At 45.7% G+C, this 21,323-nt stretch carries 20 protein-coding genes, 2 tRNA genes, 1 rRNA gene and 1 other RNA gene; 23 read left to right on the top strand and 1 reads right to left on the bottom strand.

Annotated features, from left to right (window positions below):
• Positions 1–55 precede the first annotated feature (55 nt).
• On the bottom strand, positions 56–1,342 hold the full coding sequence (gene clpX, locus T525_RS0110135) for an ATP-dependent Clp protease ATP-binding subunit ClpX (RefSeq protein ID WP_027407115.1): 1,287 nt from the start codon (positions 1,340–1,342) through the stop codon (positions 56–58).
• 267 nt (positions 1,343–1,609) lie between these two features.
• On the opposite strand from clpX, the gene rpmE reads away from it, so the two are divergent.
• From rpmE to T525_RS0110020, 23 genes are all read left to right on the top strand, one after another.
• Positions 1,610–1,807 carry a 50S ribosomal protein L31 gene (gene rpmE, locus T525_RS0110130; protein WP_027397886.1) on the top strand — a complete coding sequence of 66 codons (198 nt, stop codon included), beginning with the start codon at positions 1,610–1,612 and terminating at the stop codon, positions 1,805–1,807.
• A gap of 118 nt (positions 1,808–1,925) precedes the next feature.
• Positions 1,926–2,822, top strand: a complete 897-nt coding sequence (locus T525_RS0110125) for a DUF1385 domain-containing protein (RefSeq protein ID WP_027407114.1) — start codon at positions 1,926–1,928, stop codon at positions 2,820–2,822.
• A 56-nt stretch (positions 2,823–2,878) separates the two neighbouring features.
• A complete protein-coding gene (gene prfA / locus T525_RS0110120) occupies positions 2,879–3,949 on the top strand; it encodes a peptide chain release factor 1 (RefSeq protein WP_027407113.1) in 1,071 nt (356 codons plus the stop codon).
• Positions 3,950–3,977: 28 nt separating this feature from the next.
• The gene (prmC, locus tag T525_RS0110115; RefSeq protein WP_027407112.1) at positions 3,978–4,847 is read left to right on the top strand and encodes a peptide chain release factor N(5)-glutamine methyltransferase; all 870 of its coding nucleotides are present in this window, start codon (positions 3,978–3,980) and stop codon (positions 4,845–4,847) included.
• Positions 4,832–5,470: an L-threonylcarbamoyladenylate synthase gene (locus tag T525_RS14960; RefSeq protein WP_037325609.1), complete on the top strand. Its 639-nt coding sequence runs from the start codon at positions 4,832–4,834 to the stop codon at positions 5,468–5,470. Before prmC ends, T525_RS14960 begins: the two co-directional genes overlap by 16 nt.
• Positions 5,471–5,550: 80 nt before the next feature.
• Positions 5,551–5,997 (top strand): ribose 5-phosphate isomerase B, encoded by a 447-nt coding sequence (gene rpiB / locus T525_RS0110105; protein WP_027407111.1) that lies wholly within the window; start codon positions 5,551–5,553, stop codon positions 5,995–5,997.
• Between the two features lie 29 nt (positions 5,998–6,026).
• Positions 6,027–7,274 carry a serine hydroxymethyltransferase gene (glyA, locus tag T525_RS0110100; protein ID WP_027407110.1) on the top strand — a complete coding sequence of 416 codons (1,248 nt, stop codon included), beginning with the start codon at positions 6,027–6,029 and terminating at the stop codon, positions 7,272–7,274.
• Between the two features lie 177 nt (positions 7,275–7,451).
• Positions 7,452–8,087, top strand: a complete 636-nt coding sequence (upp, locus tag T525_RS0110095) for a uracil phosphoribosyltransferase (RefSeq protein WP_027407109.1) — start codon at positions 7,452–7,454, stop codon at positions 8,085–8,087.
• A gap of 78 nt (positions 8,088–8,165) precedes the next feature.
• On the top strand, positions 8,166–9,347 hold the full coding sequence (locus tag T525_RS0110090; RefSeq protein ID WP_027407108.1) for an iron-containing alcohol dehydrogenase: 1,182 nt from the start codon (positions 8,166–8,168) through the stop codon (positions 9,345–9,347).
• Positions 9,348–9,514: 167 nt separating this feature from the next.
• On the top strand, positions 9,515–10,780 hold the full coding sequence (gene murA, locus T525_RS0110085) for a UDP-N-acetylglucosamine 1-carboxyvinyltransferase (RefSeq protein WP_027407107.1): 1,266 nt from the start codon (positions 9,515–9,517) through the stop codon (positions 10,778–10,780).
• A gap of 20 nt (positions 10,781–10,800) precedes the next feature.
• Positions 10,801–12,249, top strand: a complete 1,449-nt coding sequence (locus T525_RS0110080; RefSeq protein WP_027407106.1) for a glycosyltransferase family 39 protein — start codon at positions 10,801–10,803, stop codon at positions 12,247–12,249.
• A 162-nt stretch (positions 12,250–12,411) separates the two neighbouring features.
• Entirely contained in the window at positions 12,412–13,791 is a 1,380-nt protein-coding gene (locus T525_RS0110075) for an MFS transporter (RefSeq protein WP_027407105.1), read from the top strand.
• Between the two features lie 7 nt (positions 13,792–13,798).
• A tRNA-Arg gene (locus T525_RS0110070) sits at positions 13,799–13,875 on the top strand.
• 294 nt (positions 13,876–14,169) lie between these two features.
• Positions 14,170–15,564: an aspartate ammonia-lyase gene (locus T525_RS0110065; RefSeq protein ID WP_027407104.1), complete on the top strand. Its 1,395-nt coding sequence runs from the start codon at positions 14,170–14,172 to the stop codon at positions 15,562–15,564.
• Positions 15,565–15,928: 364 nt separating this feature from the next.
• Positions 15,929–16,315: a response regulator gene (locus T525_RS0110055; RefSeq protein ID WP_027397873.1), complete on the top strand. Its 387-nt coding sequence runs from the start codon at positions 15,929–15,931 to the stop codon at positions 16,313–16,315.
• Positions 16,305–17,153 (top strand): chemotaxis protein CheX, encoded by an 849-nt coding sequence (locus tag T525_RS0110050; protein WP_156945714.1) that lies wholly within the window; start codon positions 16,305–16,307, stop codon positions 17,151–17,153. The genes T525_RS0110055 and T525_RS0110050 overlap by 11 nt, the downstream gene beginning before the upstream one ends.
• A gap of 163 nt (positions 17,154–17,316) precedes the next feature.
• Positions 17,317–17,406: transfer RNA gene (locus tag T525_RS0110045), tRNA-Ser, on the top strand.
• A gap of 61 nt (positions 17,407–17,467) precedes the next feature.
• An RNA gene (gene ffs / locus T525_RS15935) (signal recognition particle sRNA small type) lies at positions 17,468–17,567 on the top strand.
• A 109-nt stretch (positions 17,568–17,676) separates the two neighbouring features.
• Complete coding sequence (dnaX, locus tag T525_RS0110040; RefSeq protein ID WP_027407102.1) at positions 17,677–19,392, top strand: DNA polymerase III subunit gamma/tau; 1,716 nt, start codon at positions 17,677–17,679, stop codon at positions 19,390–19,392.
• Positions 19,393–19,656: 264 nt separating this feature from the next.
• Positions 19,657–19,992, top strand: a complete 336-nt coding sequence (locus T525_RS0110035) for a YbaB/EbfC family nucleoid-associated protein (RefSeq protein ID WP_027397871.1) — start codon at positions 19,657–19,659, stop codon at positions 19,990–19,992.
• 3 nt (positions 19,993–19,995) lie between these two features.
• Entirely contained in the window at positions 19,996–20,592 is a 597-nt protein-coding gene (recR, locus tag T525_RS0110030) for a recombination mediator RecR (protein ID WP_027407101.1), read from the top strand.
• A gap of 57 nt (positions 20,593–20,649) precedes the next feature.
• Entirely contained in the window at positions 20,650–20,871 is a 222-nt protein-coding gene (locus tag T525_RS0110025) for a pro-sigmaK processing inhibitor BofA family protein (RefSeq protein WP_027407100.1), read from the top strand.
• Positions 20,872–21,239: 368 nt separating this feature from the next.
• Positions 21,240–21,323, top strand: a 16S ribosomal RNA gene (locus T525_RS0110020); the annotation flags it as partial.

Here is a 21,323-nt window from a genome sequence, read left to right as displayed (position 1 = left end):
AAGAAGTTCAACTTATTCACCGTGATATGGGGTGAAGGTTGAACTTCTTTTTGTTTTAAATTTTTTCTATGGTAGGTGTGGCACCATTGTTGATGCAGTCAGCTGTAATGGTAACCTTGCGTGTATCATCGGAGCGTGGAATATCAAACATCACATCCAGCATGGTGTCCTCGATTATTCCCTTAAGGGAGCGGGCACCGGTTTTTCTTTCAATGGCCTTTTTGGCAACGGCCCGCAGGGCTTCCTCGTCAAACTCCAGCTGTACGTTGTCCATTTCCATCAGCTTCTGATACTGCTTTACAGGAGCATTCTTTGGTTCAGTGAGGATTCTCAGCAGGGCATCCTCATCCAGATTCTCCAGGGTGCAGATAATTGGAAGACGGCCAATTATTTCAGGGATGATACCAAATTTCATCAGATCCTCAGGGGTGGTCTGGTGAATCAGCTCATCAAATTTTGGCTTGTCATTCTTGCCCTCTATTTTGGAGCCAAAGCCCATGCTGGCATCATTCTTTCTGAGGCGCTTGGCAATGATTTTGTCAATGCCCACAAAGGCACCACCTACGATAAAGAGAATGTTCTTGGTGTCAACCTTGATGGTTGGGGCCTCAGGGTGCTTTCGCTGTCCCCGCTCGGTAAATTCCACCACATTGCCTTCCAGCATTTTCAGCAATGCCTGCTGAACCCCTTCATGACCAGGATCGGCGGTAATTGTGTTATTTTCACCTGATTTTCTGGCAATTTTGTCAAATTCATCAAGGTAAATTATACCGTGTTCACATCGGCTGACATCCTTGTCGGCGGCGTAGTAAAGGTTGCGCACAGCCACCTCCACATCGGCCCCTACGAATCCAGCCTCAGTAAGGCTGGAGGCATCTGTTACCGCAAATGGAATGTCAAGCATTCTGGACAAATGGGAGAGAAGGGCGGTTTTTCCGCAGCCGGATGGTCCAAGGATAATAACATTGGACTTTTCAATTTCATCCCCATCGTCCTCAGGGTGCTGAAAGCCGTATTTCATACGCTTGTAATGGTTGTAAATGGCAACGGAAAGCACCTTTTTGGCCTGGTCCTGATTTATGATGAACTGGTCCAGATAGTCCTTTACCATGTGGGGTTTAATGCGGTTAAGCTCATCGTTGATGGCTTTTTCCGTCTCAATGTGCTGCTGGGCAGCCTCCACCTCTTTGTGGTCCTCAATAAGGTGATATATATCTTTTATGCAGTTGGCACAAAGGGAAAAACCGGAACGGGGGTCATAGATTGGCACGTCGTACTGGGTTTTCGCCACTACCTTGCGCTTGCAGAAGCTGCAGGTAACTGTAGGGTCGTTGCTGTTCATAAATTATCTACCTTTCTATATCCATTATCTTCATATCAAAAGTCTCCTACATATTATGGTAGAAAAGCACATTTTTTTCAAGAAATTTTTCTTTGGAAAATGTTGCATGGGTATATTGGGTGTGTTATAATATCACAAGTTAGGCGCAGAGCGTCTAAAAAGTTGATTATTTCGGCTTTGCCCCTGTTTGGGAAGCAACGTCGGACCAAGTCTTCGCATAGAGGACTTGTAACTCTCCCAATTATGGGGAAAAGCGAGGTGTATAGAATGAAGGCAGGTATTCATCCAGAATTCCATGAGGCAAAGGTTATTTGCGGTTGCGGCAATACATTCACTACCGGCTCCACCAAGACTGAGCTGAGAGTTGATGTATGCTCCAAGTGCCATCCTTTCTTCACTGGTCGTCAGCGCGATATTGCAGCTGGTGGTCGTATTGAGAAGTTCAACAAGCGTTACGCAAAGTAATAACTCAATCATTAATGAGCAGGGCAGAAATGCTCTGCTCATTTGTATATGCAGATTTTTTTTTGAAGATATTCACCCTGCAAAATGCAGGGGTTAACAGATAGATGAGGAAAGCAAGATGAGTGAGAAGAAACTGAGTATCGGCGGACAGGCCGTTATTGAGGGGGTTATGATGCGGGGGCCGGAGAAGGTGGCCACTGCCGTCCGCACCCCGGATAAAAAAATAGAAGTAGATGTGAGACCTGTAAATTCCATCAGTGAAAGGTTTCCCATATTAAAAAAGCCTATGCTTAGGGGATGTGTTTCCTTGGGCGAATCCCTGGTCATGGGACTGCGTTCGTTGTCCTATTCTGCCCAGATGGCAGGGGAGGAGGATGAACAGCTGACGGATAAGGAGCTGGCCGGCACCATAGTCTTTGCTTTTGTGTTGGCGGCAGTGCTTTTTGTGGCTATCCCCACTGGGGCGGCCAAGCTGTTTCATTTTATCACCGAAGACCCCGTATTTTTGAATCTTATGGAGGGGGCTCTGCGCCTCCTGATTTTTATTGGCTACATTGGGGCCATTTCCCTGATGAAGGATATTCAGCGGGTTTTCCAGTATCATGGGGCGGAGCATAAGACCATTGCCTGCTTTGAGGCAGGAGAGCCACTGACAGTGGAAAATGTAAGGAAGCATACCAGACTTCATAAACGCTGCGGCACATCCTTTTTGCTTATCGTTATGCTGGTAAGTATTTTTGTCTTTGCCTTTTTGGGCTGGCCGGATTTGTGGCTGAGAATTTTAAGCCGTGTAGTACTGCTTCCGGTGGTGGCAGGAATATCCTATGAGATTATAAAGCTGTCCGCCAATTCTGATAACTGCGTCCTTGGCTGGGCCATTAAGCCAGGACTATGGCTTCAGTACATGACCACCAGGGAACCGGATGACGATATGATCAAGGTGGCTATTGAGTCTGCCAAGGCAGTGCTGCCGGAGGATAAAATTCCAGAAGGTACAGCCAATTATATAGAATAAGTATAATGACAATGTCTCGTTTTAAATAAAACTAATAAAGGAAAAAATATATGAACATACTTGATAAATTGCAGGCGGTGGAGAATAAATTTCTGGAGCTGGAATCCCTTATCAGCGACCCTTCCGTTTTGGAGGATATGAATAAGTGGCAGCACTATAATCGGGAACATTCCTCCATGCAGCCTATCATAGAAGCCTACAGGGAATACAAGACAGTGTGCCAGGGCATTGAGGACAACAAGGAAATGCTTAGTGATGGCATTGACGATGATGAATTCCGTCACATGGTGGAGGACGAGCTGGCGGATTTCAGAAAGCGCAAAGAGGAGCTGGATCAGGAACTGCCTATTATGCTTTTGCCAAAGGATCCTAATGACGACAAGAACGTTATTGTGGAAATCCGGGGCGGTGTAGGGGGCGAGGAGGCAGCCCTTTTTGCAGGAGACCTGTTCCGCATGTATTCCCGCTATGCTGAGAGTCAGGGCTGGAAGATTAATATTATGGATGCCAATGCCACGGAAATCGGTGGGTTCAAGGAGGTTTCCTTTGCTGTTGAGGGTTATGGCGCTTACAGCAAGCTGAAATATGAAAGCGGCACCCATCGTGTACAGCGTGTGCCCGTGACCGAGTCCGGCGGCCGTATCCATACTTCAGCTGTAACAGTGGCAGTGCTGCCGGAGGCTGACGAGGTGGATGTGGATATCCGCAATGAGGATTTGCGCATTGATACATACAGGGCAGGCGGTGCCGGCGGCCAGTATGTAAACAAGACAGAGTCTGCTATTCGTATTACACATTTGCCAACGGGGATTGTGGTACAGTGCCAGGATGAAAAATCCCAGTTAAAGAACAAGGAAAAGGCTATGCGCGTTTTAAGGGCCAGGGTTCTGGAACAGGCCCAGCAGGAGCAGGATGATACTATTGCGGCTGACCGAAAGAGTCAGGTGGGCTCCGGTGACAGAAGTGAGCGTATCAGAACCTACAACTTCCCACAGGGAAGGGTTACTGATCATCGTATTGGCCTTACATTGCACAAGCTGGATGCGGTTATGGACGGCCAGCTGGATGAAATATTAAATGGTCTTATTACTGCAGACCAGGCTGAGCGCATGAAGCAGGTTGATTAAAATAATGTCGTAAGTTTTTGGAGATAATATGGCTGGAGAAGTTTGGACAATAGGAAAACTGTTAAAGTGGACGGAGGATTATTTCACCAAGGCGGGATTGGATACACCACGGCTGGATGGCGAGGTACTCCTTTGTCACGTTTTGAACAAGGAACGGATTCACCTTTATGTTCACTTTGACCAGCCCCTTACCAAGGAGGAGCTGGCCCGATACAAGGCATGTATCAAGGAGAGGGTTCAGCATAAGCCCGTGGCGTACATAGTTGGTCATAAGGATTTTATGGGCCTTGAATTTAAGGTTAATGAAGGAACCCTTATTCCCCGCCCAGATACGGAAATTCTGGTGGAGGCTGTTATTTCCCGCTTAAAAACCGGCATGGATAATTTGGGAACTATTGCGGATATTGGTACGGGATCAGGGGCTATTTGCCTGTCACTGCTTAATTATTTGCCGGATCTTAAGGCGGCAACAGTGGATATTTCCCCTGGGGCCATTGAGGTGGCCAAAGAAAATGCGGAGCGTCTGGGCCTTTCGGACAGAGTGGAATTCTTTCAGGGGGATATGTTGGAGCCGATAAAGGACAGAAAATTTTCGGCCATAGTATCCAATCCCCCATATATCCCAGAAGGGGATATTCCGGGGCTGGAATCTGATGTAAAGGATTATGAGCCCATTTCTGCATTGGTGGCAGGTCCTGATGGACTGGATTTTTACCGCCGGCTGGTGGCTGAGGCTGGAGAATTGATTGCTGATGATGGCTTTTTGGCCCTGGAAATTGGCATTAATCAGGCAGAGTCATTAATGGCTCTGGGACAGGAACATGGCTGGGCTCGTTGTGAACTCATTAAGGATTTGGCTGGCATTGACAGGGTAGTGATTTTGTGGAAACAAAAATAATTTCTGTAAATGATGTTAAAAAGGATATGGGTGCCATCAAAGAGGCGGCCAAAATGCTGCGGGAAGGGCAACTGGTGGCTATTCCCACGGAAACTGTATATGGTCTGGCGGCCAACGGGCTGGATGAGGTGGCTGTAAGGTCTCTTTATGATGCCAAGGAAAGGCCATATTACAAGGCTTTTTCCCTTCAGGTGGCGGATGTGGCTATGGTGCAGGATATTGCGGCAAGGGTTCCGGATATGGCATTGAGGCTCTTTGAAAGATTCTGCCCAGGGCCAATTACCATTGTACTTCCAAGGAAAAAGAGTATACCCAAGGGCGTAACTGGCGGCAAAGCCACTGTGGGCATAAGAATACCAGATAATGAGATTGCCCTGGCAGTTCTTAGGGAGGCGGGGGTGCCTTTGGCTGTACCCAGTGCAAATATTTCAGCCCATCCCAGTCCAACATCGGCCCAGATGGTGTACGATGATATGAAGGGGCGGATTCCTCTCATATTGGATGGCGGTACATGTAACCTTGGAATAGAGTCCACCATAGTGGACTGTACTGGGGAGGAGCCGATGATTATCCGCCACGGAGCCATTTCGGAAAGAGAAGTTATGGACTGTGTGAAGGGGTAAAAATAAATATTTTTTATCATCAAACTATGTTACAATAGCCTTGTGTGAAAAAAGGTATGTTTGAAGGAGTAAGACATATAATGAAAATAGTTGTAGGCTGCGATCATGGAGCTGTGGAACTTAAGGCAGAGGTGCTGAAGGTTCTGGCTGAGTTTAAGGATATTGAAACCGAGGATGTGGGCACTTTTGATGCCCAGTCAGTGGATTATCCTGATATTGCTGAAAAGGTATGTGAAAAAATCACCAAGGGTGAGGCAGAAAGAGGTATTGTTCTCTGCGGTACTGGTATCGGTATCTCCATTGCAGCCAATAAAATAAAGGGCATTCGTGCTGCCCTTTGCGGGGATGTTTTTTCTGCCCGCATGTCCAGGGAGCATAACGACGCCAATGTATTGGCCATGGGTGGCCGGGTTACCGGCTTTGGTCCTGCAGGGGAAATTGTGAGAACATGGGTTACCACAGAATTCTCCCGGGGAGAGCGCCATATTCGCCGTATTGAAAAAATGATGGCGTTGGAAAATAAATAATACCTGCCATATTTAAGGAGGAGTCAGTAATGAGCTTAATGGATGATTTGAAGGTTGTTGATCCCGAAATCGCTGAGGTTATTGATGCGGAGTTAAGCCGCCAGCGCAACAAGCTGGAGCTTATAGCATCTGAAAATATTGTCAGTTCCGCAGTTATGGCTGCCCAGGGCAGTGTTCTCACCAATAAATATGCTGAGGGCTATCCTGGAAAGCGTTATTATGGCGGCTGTGAGCACGTGGATGTTATTGAACAGCTGGCCATTGACCGTGCCAAAAAGCTCTTTGGCGCTGAATATGCCAATGTTCAGCCACATTCCGGAGCCCAGGCCAACATGGCTGTGTTCTTTGCACTGCTGACTCCAGGGGATACTGTAATGGGCCTGAACCTCACTGATGGCGGTCATCTCACCCATGGCAGCCCTGTAAATATGTCCGGAAAGTATTTTAAAATTGTTCCTTACGGTGTAAGTGAAGGTACAGAGCAACTGGATTATGATGAGATTCAGAAGATAGCCAATGAATGTAAGCCAAAGCTGATTGTGGCCGGTGCTTCTGCCTATGCACGGGTTCTTGATTTCCCTCGTCTGGCAGACATTGCCCACTCTGTGGGAGCTTATCTCATGGTGGATATTGCCCATATTGCAGGCCTTGTGGCTACTGGTCTTCATCCGTCCCCAATTCCTTATGCAGATGTGGTAACCACCACCACACATAAGACTCTCAGGGGGCCACGGGGCGGTCTGATTCTCTGTAAGGACGCAGAATTTGGCAAACAGTTCAATAAGGCTATTTTCCCTGGAATTCAGGGCGGTCCTCTGATGCATGTTATTGCGGCCAAAGCTGTTGCCTTTAAGGAGGCCCTGTCTCCAGAATTCAAGGAATATGCACAGCAGATAATCAAGAATGCCAGCGCCCTTGCCAAGACTCTCACTGAAAAGGGCTTCCGCATTGTATCCGGCGGCACTGACAATCATCTGATGCTGGTGGATCTTACCAACAAGAACATTACCGGCAAGGTGGCCCAGAATGTTCTGGACGAGGTGGGCATCACTGCCAATAAGAATACAATTCCATTTGAGAAGCTGAGCCCATTTGTAACCAGCGGTATCCGCCTTGGTTCTCCCGCCCTTACTACCCGTGGCTTCAAGGAAGATGATATGGTTGAGGTAGGTAATATCATTGCCCTGGCCCTGGACAATCCTGAGGATGAGGCAGCAAAGGCTCAGGCCCGCGAAAGGGTAGCAGCCCTTTGCAAGAAATATCCATTATATGAGTAATAGGAAGTTTTTCCATTAAGTGGAAAAAGCTGAATATTTGCGTTATAACACACAATGACGCTTTGGGTGTGTTCTAACGCCCGGTATGTATATTTTGCTTATGGCAAAATTTGAACAACTGCGTTATAATGACAGGAGAGTAAATAATCAATCAACCGAATCTCTAGGAGGAGAAATATGTCAGATATTAAAGCAACAGTAGTAGATCATCCATTAATCCAGCACAAGCTTACTATTATGCGCAAGAAGGATACTCCATCCAAGGATTTCCGCCAGCTGCTGGAAGAGATTGCTATGCTCATGACTTATGAAGTAACCCGTGATTTTCCACTGGAAGAAATTGATATTGAAACTCCTGTAGCTAAGTGCAAGGCAAAGGTTCTTGCGGGCAAGAAGGTGGGCGTTGTGCCAATTCTTCGTGCAGGCCTGGGCCTTTTAAGCGGTGTTGTAAATATGATTCCGTCCGCCCGTGTTGGTCATGTAGGTATGTATCGTGATCCTGCAACCTTGAAGCCAGTTGAGTATTATTGCAAGTTGCCAGGTGATGTGGCTGAGCGTACTCTTATTGTTGTTGATCCAATGCTGGCTACCGGCGGTTCCGCTGCCGCTGCCCTTACTCTTCTGAAGGAAAAGGGTGCCAAGAACATTATTCTCATGTGTCTGGTGGCTGCTCCTGAGGGTATAAAAGTTATCAATGAGGAGCACCCTGATGTTCCTGTTTATGTTGCAGCTATTGATGAACGCCTTAATGATAAGGGCTATATCGTTCCAGGTCTCGGTGATGCTGGCGATAGAATCTTCGGTACTCTGTAATTCGAATATCGGCTGATATTTTTCTGCCGGCTGGTGCATAATCTGTGCCGGTCGGCAGTTTTTTATAGGGGGGATTTTATGCAGAATTTTGAATTTTATTGTCCAACTGAAATTGTCTTTGGTAAGGGGACTGAAGACAAGCTGGCAGACAAAATCAAGCAGTTTGGTGGCACAAGGGTATTTCTCCTTTATGGTGGGGGCAGCATTGAAAGAAGCGGTCTCCTGAAACGGATTGAGGATAATCTGAACGAGGCAGATGTTGAATTTGAGGCCATGGGAGGCGTCCAGCCAAATCCTGTTCTGTCCTTTGCCCGGGAAGCAACGGCAGAGGCCCTGGACTTTGAGGCTGACATGGTGCTGGCTGTAGGAGGCGGCAGTGTTATTGATACAGCCAAGGCTGTGGCAGTGGGACTGGCAAATCCTGATGTGGATATTGCTGAATATTGGGAAAAGGGACGGGAAATAGAGTCCTGTGCCCCAATAGGCGTTGTACTGACCATATCCGCCGCAGGCAGTGAAACCAGTGACTCTGCAGTTCTCACCATTGACGGTACCGGTAAAAAAGGCGGTGCCCACAGTGATATAATTCGACCAGATTTTGCCATTATGAATCCGGAGCTGACCTTTACTTTGCCACCATTCCAGATTGCTTGTGGTGTGGCAGATATTCTTATGCATACATTGGAACGTTATATCACCCACACTGAGGGCAATGTTTTCACCGATCTGGTGGCAGAAGCCCTTATGAAGAACGTCATTCAGCAGGGGCGTATTGCAGTGGCCCATCGTAAAAATTATGAAGCCATGAGCGAAATCATGTGGTGTGGCAGTGTATCACACAATGGTTTTACGGGCCTGGGCAGGGAAAAGGAGTTTTCGGCCCACAAATTAGGCCACGTGTTGAGCGGTTTATATGATGTTACCCATGGTGCTTCTTTGGCTGTGATGTGGCCGGCCTGGGCAAAATACGTTTATGAGGATAATCCTGAACGGTTCGCCCAATACGCAGAAAAGGTATGGGGCGTAAATGCAGGCACTGTTTATGAGCGATCCAGGGCCGGTATCCGCCTTACTATGGAATTTTTCGAGCAGATAGGCCTGCCAACCAACTTCACCAAGCTGGGCATTGGGGTTAAAGATGCCTCGGAGATTGAAAAAATGGCAGATATTTGCACTTCCAACGGAACTAAAAAAGCCGGTGTATTCCATCCTATGGATAAAAAGGATGTTATGACCATTTATGAAAGTGTAAACAGATAATAACTGTGCAAACTCAAGGGACTGCAGAAGCAGTCCCTTTCTTTTTTCTAAACCATATTTTACAGATATCTGGGATATTTTTTCCTACTTGCATGAGCCTTTTATCCGTGTTATGATTAGGTGTGCTATGTTCAAGAACTATGCCTATTTTAGGAGGATTTACATAAATGGAAAAGTTGATCATAAATGGTGGCAAGCGTCTCAAGGGACGGGTAAAAATCAGCGGTGCCAAAAATGCGGTGTTGCCGATAATTGCCGCCGCTTTGCTGGGACAGGATTCCCCAAGCCGTTTGGAGGAGGTTCCTGCACTTGATGACGTACACACCCTTACTGAGGTTTTAAAGCAGCTGGGGGTAAAGGCGGAGTTTAATGTAGACAAGAATACACTTATGGTGGACAGCTCCGAGATTACCAGCTGTGAAGCACCTTACGATCTGGTTCGTAAAATGCGTGCTTCATTTCTTATAATTGGCCCGTTGTTGGCCCGTTACGGCAAGGCCAAGATTTCCATGCCTGGTGGATGCGCCATTGGTACACGTCCAATAGATCTGCATCTGAAGGGCTTCGAGGCTCTGGGGGCAGATATCAATATCGGTCACGGCTTTATTGAAGCCCAAGCGCCAAATGGCCTTAAGGGTGCCCGTATTTACCTTGATTTTCCTAGCGTGGGAGCCACTGAAAATATTATTATGGCTGCTTGTATGGCGGAGGGACAAACCATTATTGAAAATCCTGCCCAGGAGCCTGAAATTATTGATTTGGCAAATTACCTCAACGTTATGGGGGCCAAAATCCGTGGTGCCGGTACCAACGTTATAAAAATTGACGGCGTGACCAAGCTCACTGGAAAGAACTACACCATTATTCCTGACCGCATTGAAGCCGGCACCTATATGGTGGCCGCTGCCATGACTAAGGGTGATGTTTATATTGAAAATGCTATTTCTGAGCATTTGAAGCCTGTTATTGCCAAGCTGAAAGAGGCTGGCGTAACCATCGAGGAGCATATTGACGGTATCCGTGTAACCTGTGACAAGGTTACCAAGGCTGTGGATATTAAGACAATGCCATATCCTGGCTTCCCTACTGATATGCAGGCCCAGTTTATGGCCATGCTGACAGTTTCCGAGGGCACGGGAATGGTTACAGAAACTGTATTTGAAAACCGCTTCATGCATGTTGACGAGCTGAAACGTATGGGGGCCAATATTAAGATTGATGGTCGTACCTCCACTGTGGAGGGAGTACCTACTCTTACAGGATGCCAGGTGAAGGCTACTGACCTTCGTGCTGGTGCAGCTATGGTCTTGGCCGGTCTGGTGGCTGATGGTGAAACAGCTGTAGGGTATATACATCACATTGACAGAGGCTATGACAATCTGGTGTCCAAGCTTATTGGACTGGGAGCTGACATTCGTCGGGTGGATGTTTAAGACGAATAAAGGAGTAATGAATGAATACAACTAAACTCGATCTTTCCATTATCGGTATTGTAGGGTTGGTGCTATATTTACTGGGAAACTGGGCCATTGCAGTGACTGATCCTGTTGAGTCCAACTATACCCTTACAGCCCTGGAAATGCTTCGTTCAGGGGACTATGTATCCCCTAGAATTTATGGAAATTACTGGTATGATAAGCCCGCCTTTTTCTATTGGGAATTGATTGTGGCCTATAAGCTGTTTGGGGTTAACGAATTTGCTGCCAGATTTTTCCCGGCGGTTTTTGGCGCTTTTGGACTTATGATGACCTATCTTTTTGCCAAGACCATATACGACCGTAAAACCGGGCTTATGGCAGCGGGAATTTTGGGAACCTGTTTTGAATATTGGCTTCTTTCCAAGACTATAATCACCGATTTAACGCTGTTTGTTTTTTTTAATGGTGTATTGATTGCCTTTTATATGGGGTATAGTACCGGAAAGAGAAGCTGGTATTATCTCTGCTACATCCTGGCAGGTCTGGCTACCCTGGATAAGGGGCCTATTGGCATATTGCTGCCAGGCTTCATAATTCTGGTTTATCTTTGTATCAGACGGGATTTCATGGAGATTCTTCGCCTTAAATGGATTCCAGGTTTGGTGCTATATATACTTACTGCCGGCAGCTGGTACTATGCTATGTATTCCATTCATGGCATGGATTTTATAGACAACTTCCTTGGGGTTCATAACTTCCTTAGGGCAACCCAGTCTGAACATGAGCAGTGGAATGTTTGGTGGTATTACACCATGATTTTCTTTGCGGGCTGTTTGCCTTGGTGCTGGACTTTGCCCGCTGCAATTTGGAAGGCCATCAAACGTCAGCAAATGCCAAGTCTTGATATGCCAGCAGGATTTCTGTTGACGTGGGCATTGATTGTAAATATTTTCTATCAGTGTATGGCTACCAAGTATACCACTTATACTTTGCCAGGACTGTTGCCTATTGCCATATTAATGGCATGTTATCTTTATAATAGGGAAACTTTGGTCAAACGTACAGTGGCTGTAATGCTTGTGGTATATGCGGTGCTGACTTTCGCGGTGGCGGCTCCTGTATGCAATACCAAGGGATATTCCTATAAGGAAGTGGCGGCAGTATATAAGGATCAGATCAAGGATGATGATGTGCTGGTAATCCATGGCGATTACAGAACATCAGCCGTATTCTATGGAGATAAGATTGCGTACGCATTAGCGCATGCAAAGGATATTCCGGGAATGCTGCCGGACGGCAAGAGCTGGAATGCCAAGAACGTAATGCCGTTTATGGCGTTGGAAGAAATCCCTGTAGATAAGGATGTGTACTTAATACTTCACGAAAAGAGATATGATTCCTTTGAGAAGGATTTTAATGCAGATGAATGGCAGCTTCTGGGAGATGTGGAATATGCCAGAGTTTATCTGCGTAAAGCAAAATAAGTTTTAGAAATTAATTCCTCCGATGTAAATCGGAGGAATTTTTGTATTTTATGCAAATTTTGATAAATTTATATTTTTCCTTGCATTTTTACTTAAATAGGTGTAAATTTTATGTCAGTGTATTTATAACTGTCTTGACACCTGTGTAAGGAGATGTAATGTATGATTTTGGACAGACTGGAAAGGATGCCTGTGGGCTCCTTTCATTACAAGTTATTGTTGGTAACAGGATTGGGCTGGCTCTTCGACAGCATGGATACTGGTCTTATAGCCTTCGTACTTCCTGTATTGGCCAAGGAATGGGGCCTGGCCCCGGAGCAGATGGGCTGGATTGGCAGCATAGGCCTTATTGGCATGGCCCTGGGTGCTGTTATTTCCGGAACCTTGGCGGACTGCATTGGCCGCAAGAAGGTATTTACCATTACAGTGCTTATGTATGCTCTTGCTACAGGCATGTGTGCCCTGGCCTGGAGCTATGAATCACTGCTGTTCTTCAGATTTTTGGTAGGCTTCGGTCTGGGAGGAGAGCTGCCCGTGGCGGCTACCCTCATGTCCGAGTATGCTCCTACCAAGCTTCGGGGACGTTTTATCGTGCTTTTGGAGAGCTTCTGGGGAATTGGCTGGCTGGTGGCTGCCTGCATTTCCTATCTGATAATTCCTTATTTTGGTTGGAAGATCGCCTTTGTTATCGGCACTTTGCCTGCTCTTTACGTATTCCTTATAAGACTTCATATGCCTGAGTCTGTTCGCTATCTCATATCTCAAAATAAAATTGAGGAAGCCAAGGAAATAATTCTTGCTTTGGAGAAAAAGCTTCACGTGGAAAGCAAGCCTTTTGATACTGCTCTTACAGCAGCAGAAATGGGCAGTGCCAATGAGAAGACTCCTAGTCCGTTGGGCCTCTTCAACGATAATTATATTAAACGTACAATTATGCTGTGGCTGGCATGGTTCGGTATCGTCTACAGCTATTATGGGATATTTATGTGGCTGCCTTCCATTGTATTCCAGCAGGGCTTTGCAGTGGTAAAAACCTTTGAGTACGTATTGATTATGACCATTGCCCAGTTGCCGGGATATTATTGTGCAGCATGGCTGGTGGATGTAATTGGCAGAAAGTATACCCTGTCCATCTTCCTTCTTATGAGCGGTGTGGCAAGCTACTTCTTTGGCAATGCCACTTCCCCGGAGACACTGCTTTTCTGGGGTGCTACCATGTCCTTCTTCAATCTGGGAGCCTGGGGTGTTATTTACACCTATACCCCGGAACTGTATCCAACCTCCATGCGCGCCTTGGGCAGCGGCTGGGCGGCTGGCTTTGGCCGAATCGGCGGTATGATTGCCCCTGCCTTGGTGGGCATTATGCTGGCCAATCAGCTTGGAATTGGTAATGTATTCCTCATGTTTGCCGGTGTGCTCATCGTGGTTTCACTGGTGGTTTTGACTCTGGGAGTGGAGACAAGACAACGTCAGCTGGAGGATATCAGCTTTACTGCAGATTTATTTAAAATTGACAAGAATAACGTGGAAAGTGTACAATAACACTGTTGCGGATGTAGCTCAGATGGATAGAGCATCTGCCTCCTAAGCAGAGGGCCGTGGGTTCGACTCCCGCCATTCGCACCAGATGAATGCAAGCCCCATGCGACTTCGTGAGATGTCGCATGGGGCTTTTTGTGTGCAAATATTTTATTTGAACCCTATTTTGAACCACATTTTGAAATAGATTTATTAATATATGACGTTGTGTTTTTGCCTAAAATAGGAGGTGATTCCTATTATGCAAAAATTGACAGAATTTTTTGTAAAATCACTTGCTTTTTGCATAATAAGGTGGTATTCTCAAAGCAAGTAATATTGTATACAAAATACAAGAACGTGCAAAATCAAACAATAAGGGTAAAAAAAGGAGAGAAAAAAATGAGAAAAGAACATGACTTCTTAGGCGAATTGGAAGTTCCGGATGACGTGTACTATGGTGTACAGACCTTACGTGCCATTGAGAACTTTAAGATCACTGGGCAGCGGGTAGACAGTGATTTCGTTCAGTCCATGGCAAAGGTAAAGAAGGCAACTGTAATGGCAAATCTGTCCACCGGACGTATGCCAGAAAAGATTGGTAAGGCTCTTATTGCAGCAGCTGATGAGATTATCGCAGGAAAACTGTTGGATCAGTTCCCTGTAGATCCGATTCAGGGTGGTGCAGGTACTTCCTTCAATATGAATATGAACGAGGTTCTTTGTAACCGCGCTTTGGAGATGACCGGCGAAGCCAAGGGTCGTTATGATATTATTTCTCCAAACAATCATGGTAATATGGCTCAATCCACCAATGATACCTTCCCAACAGCCATTAAGGTTTGCCTGAATCATAAGGGCAAGACCTTAATTAAATCATTGAACCGTTTGGTTGATGAATTGGAGAAGAAGGGTGAGGAGTATAAGGATATCGTTAAGATGGGCCGTACCCATCTTCAGGATGCTGTGCCAATTACCCTTGGTCAGGAAATGAATTCCTACGCTTCCTCCATTCGCCGTGGTATTGAGCGTATCCAGCATGCCCTTGATACTATTCACTATGTAAATATGGGCGGTACTGCTGTAGGTACTGGTCTTAATGCAGAGCCTCAGTATATTATTAATGTTGCCAAGACCCTTAGTGAGGTTACTGGTGAAACCTACAAGACTGCTGACAACATGATTGATGCAACCAATAATACTGACGGTTTTGCTGATGTTTCTTCCGCATTGAAGAACACTGCCCTTGTAATCATCAAGATGTGTAATGACTTCCGTATGATGGCTTCCGGTCCTCGTTGCGGTTATTATGAATTGAAGCTGCCTATGCGTCAGCCAGGTTCTTCCATTATGCCTGGTAAGGTAAACCCTGTTATTGCAGAGGTTCTGAACCAGACCTGCTATCAGGTTATCGGCAATGACCTTGCAGTTACCTTCGGCGTGGAGAATGGCCAGTTTGAGCTGAACGTTATGGAGCCTGTAATGGCCTTCAATATGTTCAATTCCATGAATTATCTCACTAATGCAATTGACGGCTTCGTTGACAAGCTCCTGCTGAAGCTGGAGCCTAACAAGGAACAGTGCCAGATGTGGATCGACAGAAGTGTTGGTATTGTAACTGCACTGTTGCCACATGTTGGTTATGAAAATTCTGCTATGATGGCCAAGGAAGCATATAATACCGGCCGTCCTATCAGAGAGGTTGTTCTGGAAAAGGGCCTTCTCACCAAGGAGGAGATTGATAAGATTTTGGCACCTGCTGCCATGACTACTCCTGGTATTGCCGGCAAAGACTAATAAAGGCTGACTTTCAGCGTTATTCAATTCCTTTCACATTGGCAGCTCCTCTTTTGGGGGGCTGCCTTTGTATTGGGATGATTTAGAAGACAAAAAAACTGCCATTTTAAAGAAAAAACAGCAGGAATATTTCTTTAAACAGAGAATTCTATAAAATGAGGCTTATTAAGTGGGAGATTGTGACGGTATGGGCACATTCATCCACGTGATAAAAAGCAGGATGAAAGTATATGTGCTTTCATCAACCCTTACACGAAATCTATAGTTCATCTTTATTTTTTAAGATTTGATTCACTAAGATTTCATAGTAAAAAGTAAATAAATACGATATAATTACAATATATGGGAAAGGGAGGTGGCATAAATGGCTGATAAGTTAAAAATCCTTATCACAGATGATTCCAAACTGCTTAGAAAGAAGCTTCGCGCAGAGCTGGAACAGCTTGGTTGTGAGGTTATTGAGGCAGAGAATGGTAAGGAAGCTATTATGAAGGACCTTCAGGAGCAGCCAGATGGTGTTATTTTAGACATCGTTATGCCAGAGGTTGGAGGAATTGAAGCACTTCAGGTTATTAAAGAGGTTAATCCTGATATTCCTATTATCATGCTTTCTTCTGCAGGAACGTCCCAGAAATTGAAGGAAACTTTGGAGCTGGGAGCACTGGATTTCATTCAGAAGCCGTATACTTCGGATCAGATCAGACAGGCTGTTGAGAGAATCCGCAGAAAGGTTGAGGAGAATGGGAAATAGATACTTTTCGCAGTATTTGTTAAACACCGGTGTTTTGGATTCCGACAACATCGGTTATGTAATGCCCAAATCAGCCCACGCTGTTCCTCAGTTATATGTTCTGGCTGTTCAAAAAGGCCTGTTGTCTGAGGCACAGGTAGAAGAATTGGCAGGGGCAGATGATCCTGCCAAAACATTGACAGACAATAAATTTTTATCAGATGACCAGATGGCATCCTTAAAAAGTGATAATCCGGATCGGGCGGCTTGCATTGCCCAGGTGTTGCTGGATGAAAAACTGACGGATTTAAAAGCCTTAAACCGATGCTTCAGGGAAAGTGATTCTGATGAAATTCATCCTGTTGTAGATGCAGTGAAGAAGATTGTCAGCAGCTATGAGGATTTGAATCCTGTAGGTGAAATTTACGGCGGATATGCAGAAATGCTTATAAGTGCCCTGCAGCGCCTTATGAATACGGATGCTGTGGTTCTGACAGATCCCGCGGAGCCTGTTATAGAGGACTCTATTATAGTTTCCCAGAGTATGGGGGGAGCTATTTCAGTGTCTGCCGCTATTTTGACCAATGAGGAAGCTTTTTTGGAAATGGCGAGACGCTATAGCAGTGAAGATTTTACCGTGATTGACGAGATGGCGGAGGACAGTCTGGCGGAGTTTGTCAATGTTATAAATGGCTTGTATATTGTGGAGCAGTCAGGCCAGGATGTGGACATGGATTTGGATACGCCGAAAATCGGACGAAATGTTTGCCCTGGAGCCAGCAGTTTGGTGGCCATGCGCATTGTTACTGATTTCGGTTCCTTTGTTTTGTATTTGGCAGAGGATGAATTCATGTATTAATTACTTAAAAGTGATAGGTTAAAGTAAGGGCTTTTGATGGTGATAAAAGCCCCTTACTTTTTTTGCAAAAAAATGTTGACAAGATAGTTTTTGTTTGTTAAACTATGTCTTGTCGTGATGAGCCGACAGCAACTGAATAGTTTTTTTACTTATTCAAACAAGTGGAGAGTTGTCCGAGTGGTTGAAGGAGCACGCCTGGAAAGCGTGTGTACGGGTTACTGTACCGAGAGTTCGAATCTCTCACTCTCCGCCATTTTTATATCTTAAATTAAGTTGTATTTTTACAAGCGGTCTTTCTAAGATTGGACCGCAGTGTCTTGGTCTCGCGCAAGGCAGCCTCATGAACCTCGTCAGGTCCGGAAGGAAGCAGCGATAAGTGAACCGTTGTCTGTGCCGTGAGGTAGCCTGGGTGCTGTGGCCCAATGTTGGAAAGACTTTCCTTACCTTTTAGGTAAGGCTTTTTTTATGCCGAAAAACAGGCTGGTATGGTATAATGACTGTGTATGTTTAGGAGGTGCAGGATATGGCTTATATGGCCTTATATAGAAAATGGCGTCCCGACAATTTTAACAATCTTGTGGGACAGGATCATGTCAGCCGGACCTTGGTAAATGCTATTAAAAGTGGCAGGATCAGCCATGCTTATTTGTTCACTGGACCCCGTGGCACAGGTAAAACCAGTACGGCCAGGATTTTGGCCAAGGCCCTAAATTGTGAAAAGGGACCAACAACTGAACCGTGCAACGAATGTGCTGCCTGCCGACGAATAGATTCCGGCAGTTCCATGGATGTGTTTGAAATCGATGCGGCGTCAAACGGTGGTGTTGATGAAATCCGGGATTTGCGGGAGACTGTAAAATTTGCCCCGGTTAATGGACGTTACAAGATATATATTATCGACGAGGTCCATGCGCTGTCCAGGGATGCCTTTAACGCCTTGCTGAAAACCCTGGAGGAGCCGCCGGAGCATGTGGTGTTCATTATGGCCACCACTGAGGTTCATAAGGTGCTGCCTACTATTCAGTCCCGCTGTCAGCGCTATGATTTTAAGCGGATTACGGTGGATGATATTTTTGGGCGGCTGAAAACCGTTGTTTCAGATATGGACATACAGGTGGATGATGAGGCCCTGCGCATGATTGCCGTTAAGGCAGACGGCGGTATGCGTGATGCCTTAAGCATTCTGGATCAGTGTATTGCCCTGTCGGAGCATAGTCTTACCATTGACAGGGTTCAGCAGCTTTTGGGGCTGGTGGGAAAGGAATGGCTGGATAATTTGGTTTCTGCCCTGCAGTCCAGAGATGCTGCGGCCGTACTTACTATGGTGGATGAAATAATCCGTTCCGGAAAGGATTTCCAGCAGGTCCTTGGAGAACTTGGAATTCACTTCAGGGGTCTTATGATATTTAAGGCTGCGGGAATTGTGGACGGGGTGGACTATTACAGTCAGACTGACGAGTCCATAAAGAAACAGGCGGCGGGCTTTACCCAGGAGCAGATTGTGTGGATTATTCGCCGTATTCACGAGGCGGCCAATGAGGTGAAATGGTCACCGCAGCCACGTATTGCAGTGGAGGCAGCTCTTTTGGAAATCTGTCAGCGGGATATTCTTATGAACAAGTCTGCTTCGGCGGATAAAGCACCATCTGCCCAGCCTGTGGATGATGGCCGTATTGCCCAATTGGAGGCAAAGCTGGCCCATATGATGGGGATGCTTAAAAGTGGTGCCGCCAGTGTAGCAACGCCAAAGGGCTCTGCTGCCGCAGCATCTTCGGCCCCTAAGGTAACAGCCACTGTTGCCAAGCCGGTTCAAGTGGCGGCAAATATTACAGAAGATGGGGTAGAACTGTGGCAAAAGACACTTGATCACCTTAGGGCCACCGGCAAGGAACAGGTGATGGCCTGCACCCAGAACTGTACATTTATGGGTATGAATGATGCCCAATTTGTTTTGGGGACTCCAAAGGGGGTTATTAAGGGGCTTTTGGAGCGAATATACAGAAAAAACATCGAAGAGGCCTTTGGTGCAGTCAGCGGACTTAATTTGAGTCTGGTGTGCCAGGAGGTGGCAACAGTACCTGAACCAACCCCCAGAAAAGGTGAAATTCAGGAGGATGTACCTCCGCCAACAGATGATGATTTCGGTATAAGTGAGTTGCAGGATGATGCCAGGGAGCGGCTTGACAAAGCAGTGGATGTATTTGGGGACGGCTTTGTTCACCCTGAGGATATCCAATAATAATTATAACGAGCTTTAAGATGTCCTCCACCTCTTTAGGTGGGGGAAAACAAACTACAACAGCTGGCGAGCATATCTCCTAGCTCGTTGAAACGCTAATTGGAAGATTTTTCTTCTAAAGAAGAAAAATTTGAACAATGGCGTTATAAAAAATCTCCCCGTTTATATATAGCATTTTGAATTTGACGCATAATCTATATTTTGATAGCATTAGCGTATGATATTTACAAATAATTTTTCAGATATTTAAGGAGGAATATATTGATGTTTGGTGGTATGGGTGGAATGAACAACATGAACGGCATGATGAAAAAAATGCAGAAGCTCCAGAAGCAGATGACTGCAATGCAGGAGGAACTGAAGCAGAAGACTGTGGATGTAACTGCAGGGGGCGGTGCCGTTAAAATTACCATGAATGGTGAAAAGGAAGTTAAGGGGATTGTTATCGACCCTGCAGCAGTTGATCCAGAGGATGTAGAAATGCTTCAGGATTTACTGGCAGCAGCTTTTAATGAGGCTTCCAAGAAGGTGGACGAAATGATGGCCAGTGAAATGGGCAAGCTCACTGGAGGTCTCGGTCTTCCTCCGGGAATGTTTTAATCCATGCAGTATATAGCACCCTTGGCAGAACTAATAGAGCATTTCCGCGCCCTGCCTGGAATCGGGAACAAAACAGCAGTTCGATTGGCCTATCATGTTTTGGATATGGATATGGAAAAGGCAAAGGGGCTGGCTGGTGCTATTATGCGTGCCAAGGAAAAAATAGGCTACTGCAGGGTATGCTTCAACTTAAGCGATGAGGACCCTTGCCATATCTGTAAATCAGAGTCCCGTGATCATTCAGTTATCTGCGTGGTGGAGCAGCCTCAGGATGTGGCGGCCATGGAGAGAATGAGGGACTTTAAAGGCGTATATCATGTTCTTCATGGTGCATTGTCACCTTTGGAAGGCATAGGCCCTGAAAATATCAAAATCAAGGAGCTGTTGAACAGGCTTCAGGATGACAGGGTAAAGGAAATAATCATGGCCACTAACCCAAATGTGGAGGGGGAAGCAACGGCCATGTATATAGCAAAACTGTTAAAACCAATGGGGTTAAAGGTTACCCGTATTGCCCACGGTCTTCCGGTGGGAGGCGATTTGGAATATGCAGATGAGGTTACCCTGTCCAGGGCTATGGAAAACAGAATAGAATTGTAATTTTTTATTTGCAGGCTGGCGAAGGTCAGCCTGCAAAAGTGTTATGGGAGGATTATTATGTTAACATTTTTGGCCTTTGTGGCACTGGCCATCTGTATTTTTATTATTGGCAAACTCATAGCGCTGCCATTTAAGATTATTAAAAATGTTGTGGTGGGGCTGATTGTCGGTTCTGCTGCAATTTGGGCAGTAAATCTTTTTGGCATGGGCATAGAGATGAACGTGGTAAATGCCTTGATTGCCAGTGTGGTGGTTTACATTATTTCATCTTTTTTATAATTTTTTAAAAAAGTGCTTGACACTCCACCATGAAAAATATATACTAAACAAGTCGCCTCAAGGAGAGCAAATCCGAAGGGCGCAAGGTGTTCTTTGAAAACTAAACAATGCAACAGGAATCATGCACACATGATTCAAGCCAGATGATGGTACTGTTTTTTAAAAACAGTAAACATACAATAGTTTGTTGGAGCAATATCCAAGAGCTTTTAGCGATTGGTTAATATTGCCCACGTCAAAACATCCCAAGAAACAAGTCGCTTGCGACGCAGTTGATTGGCAGATGTTGACGACGGACCAAACTAAAATTCCTTTATTAAAAGGTAATTCTAGAAACTTTAAGAGCCATTCAGGTTCTTCAAAATAATTTTTTGGAGAGTTTGATCCTGGCTCAGGACGAACGCTGGCGGCGTGCTTAACACATGCAAGTCGAACGGAGTGAAGGGGAGCTT

This window comes from Anaerovibrio sp. RM50 (assembly GCF_000622005.1).
In the GTDB taxonomy this organism is placed as follows: domain Bacteria; phylum Bacillota; class Negativicutes; order Selenomonadales; family Selenomonadaceae; genus Anaerovibrio.
This window is presented reverse-complemented; position numbering and strand designations above follow the sequence as displayed.

Excerpts from the sequence above, each read along its gene's own strand:
- clpX (WP_027407115.1), bottom strand. The coding sequence starts at position 1,342 with ATGAACAGCAACGACCCTACAGTTACCTGCAGCTTCTGCAAGCGCAAG.
- rpmE (WP_027397886.1), top strand. The coding sequence starts at position 1,610 with ATGAAGGCAGGTATTCATCCAGAATTCCATGAGGCAAAGGTTATTTGC.
- T525_RS0110125 (WP_027407114.1), top strand. The coding sequence starts at position 1,926 with ATGAGTGAGAAGAAACTGAGTATCGGCGGACAGGCCGTTATTGAGGGG.
- prmC (WP_027407112.1), top strand. The coding sequence starts at position 3,978 with ATGGCTGGAGAAGTTTGGACAATAGGAAAACTGTTAAAGTGGACGGAG.
- rpiB (WP_027407111.1), top strand. The coding sequence starts at position 5,551 with ATGAAAATAGTTGTAGGCTGCGATCATGGAGCTGTGGAACTTAAGGCA.
- glyA (WP_027407110.1), top strand. The coding sequence starts at position 6,027 with ATGAGCTTAATGGATGATTTGAAGGTTGTTGATCCCGAAATCGCTGAG.
- upp (WP_027407109.1), top strand. The coding sequence starts at position 7,452 with ATGTCAGATATTAAAGCAACAGTAGTAGATCATCCATTAATCCAGCAC.
- T525_RS0110090 (WP_027407108.1), top strand. The coding sequence starts at position 8,166 with ATGCAGAATTTTGAATTTTATTGTCCAACTGAAATTGTCTTTGGTAAG.
- murA (WP_027407107.1), top strand. The coding sequence starts at position 9,515 with ATGGAAAAGTTGATCATAAATGGTGGCAAGCGTCTCAAGGGACGGGTA.
- T525_RS0110080 (WP_027407106.1), top strand. The coding sequence starts at position 10,801 with ATGAATACAACTAAACTCGATCTTTCCATTATCGGTATTGTAGGGTTG.
- T525_RS0110075 (WP_027407105.1), top strand. The coding sequence starts at position 12,412 with ATGATTTTGGACAGACTGGAAAGGATGCCTGTGGGCTCCTTTCATTAC.
- T525_RS0110065 (WP_027407104.1), top strand. The coding sequence starts at position 14,170 with ATGAGAAAAGAACATGACTTCTTAGGCGAATTGGAAGTTCCGGATGAC.
- T525_RS0110055 (WP_027397873.1), top strand. The coding sequence starts at position 15,929 with ATGGCTGATAAGTTAAAAATCCTTATCACAGATGATTCCAAACTGCTT.
- T525_RS0110050 (WP_156945714.1), top strand. The coding sequence starts at position 16,305 with ATGGGAAATAGATACTTTTCGCAGTATTTGTTAAACACCGGTGTTTTG.
- dnaX (WP_027407102.1), top strand. The coding sequence starts at position 17,677 with ATGGCTTATATGGCCTTATATAGAAAATGGCGTCCCGACAATTTTAAC.
- T525_RS0110035 (WP_027397871.1), top strand. The coding sequence starts at position 19,657 with ATGTTTGGTGGTATGGGTGGAATGAACAACATGAACGGCATGATGAAA.
- recR (WP_027407101.1), top strand. The coding sequence starts at position 19,996 with ATGCAGTATATAGCACCCTTGGCAGAACTAATAGAGCATTTCCGCGCC.
- T525_RS0110025 (WP_027407100.1), top strand. The coding sequence starts at position 20,650 with ATGTTAACATTTTTGGCCTTTGTGGCACTGGCCATCTGTATTTTTATT.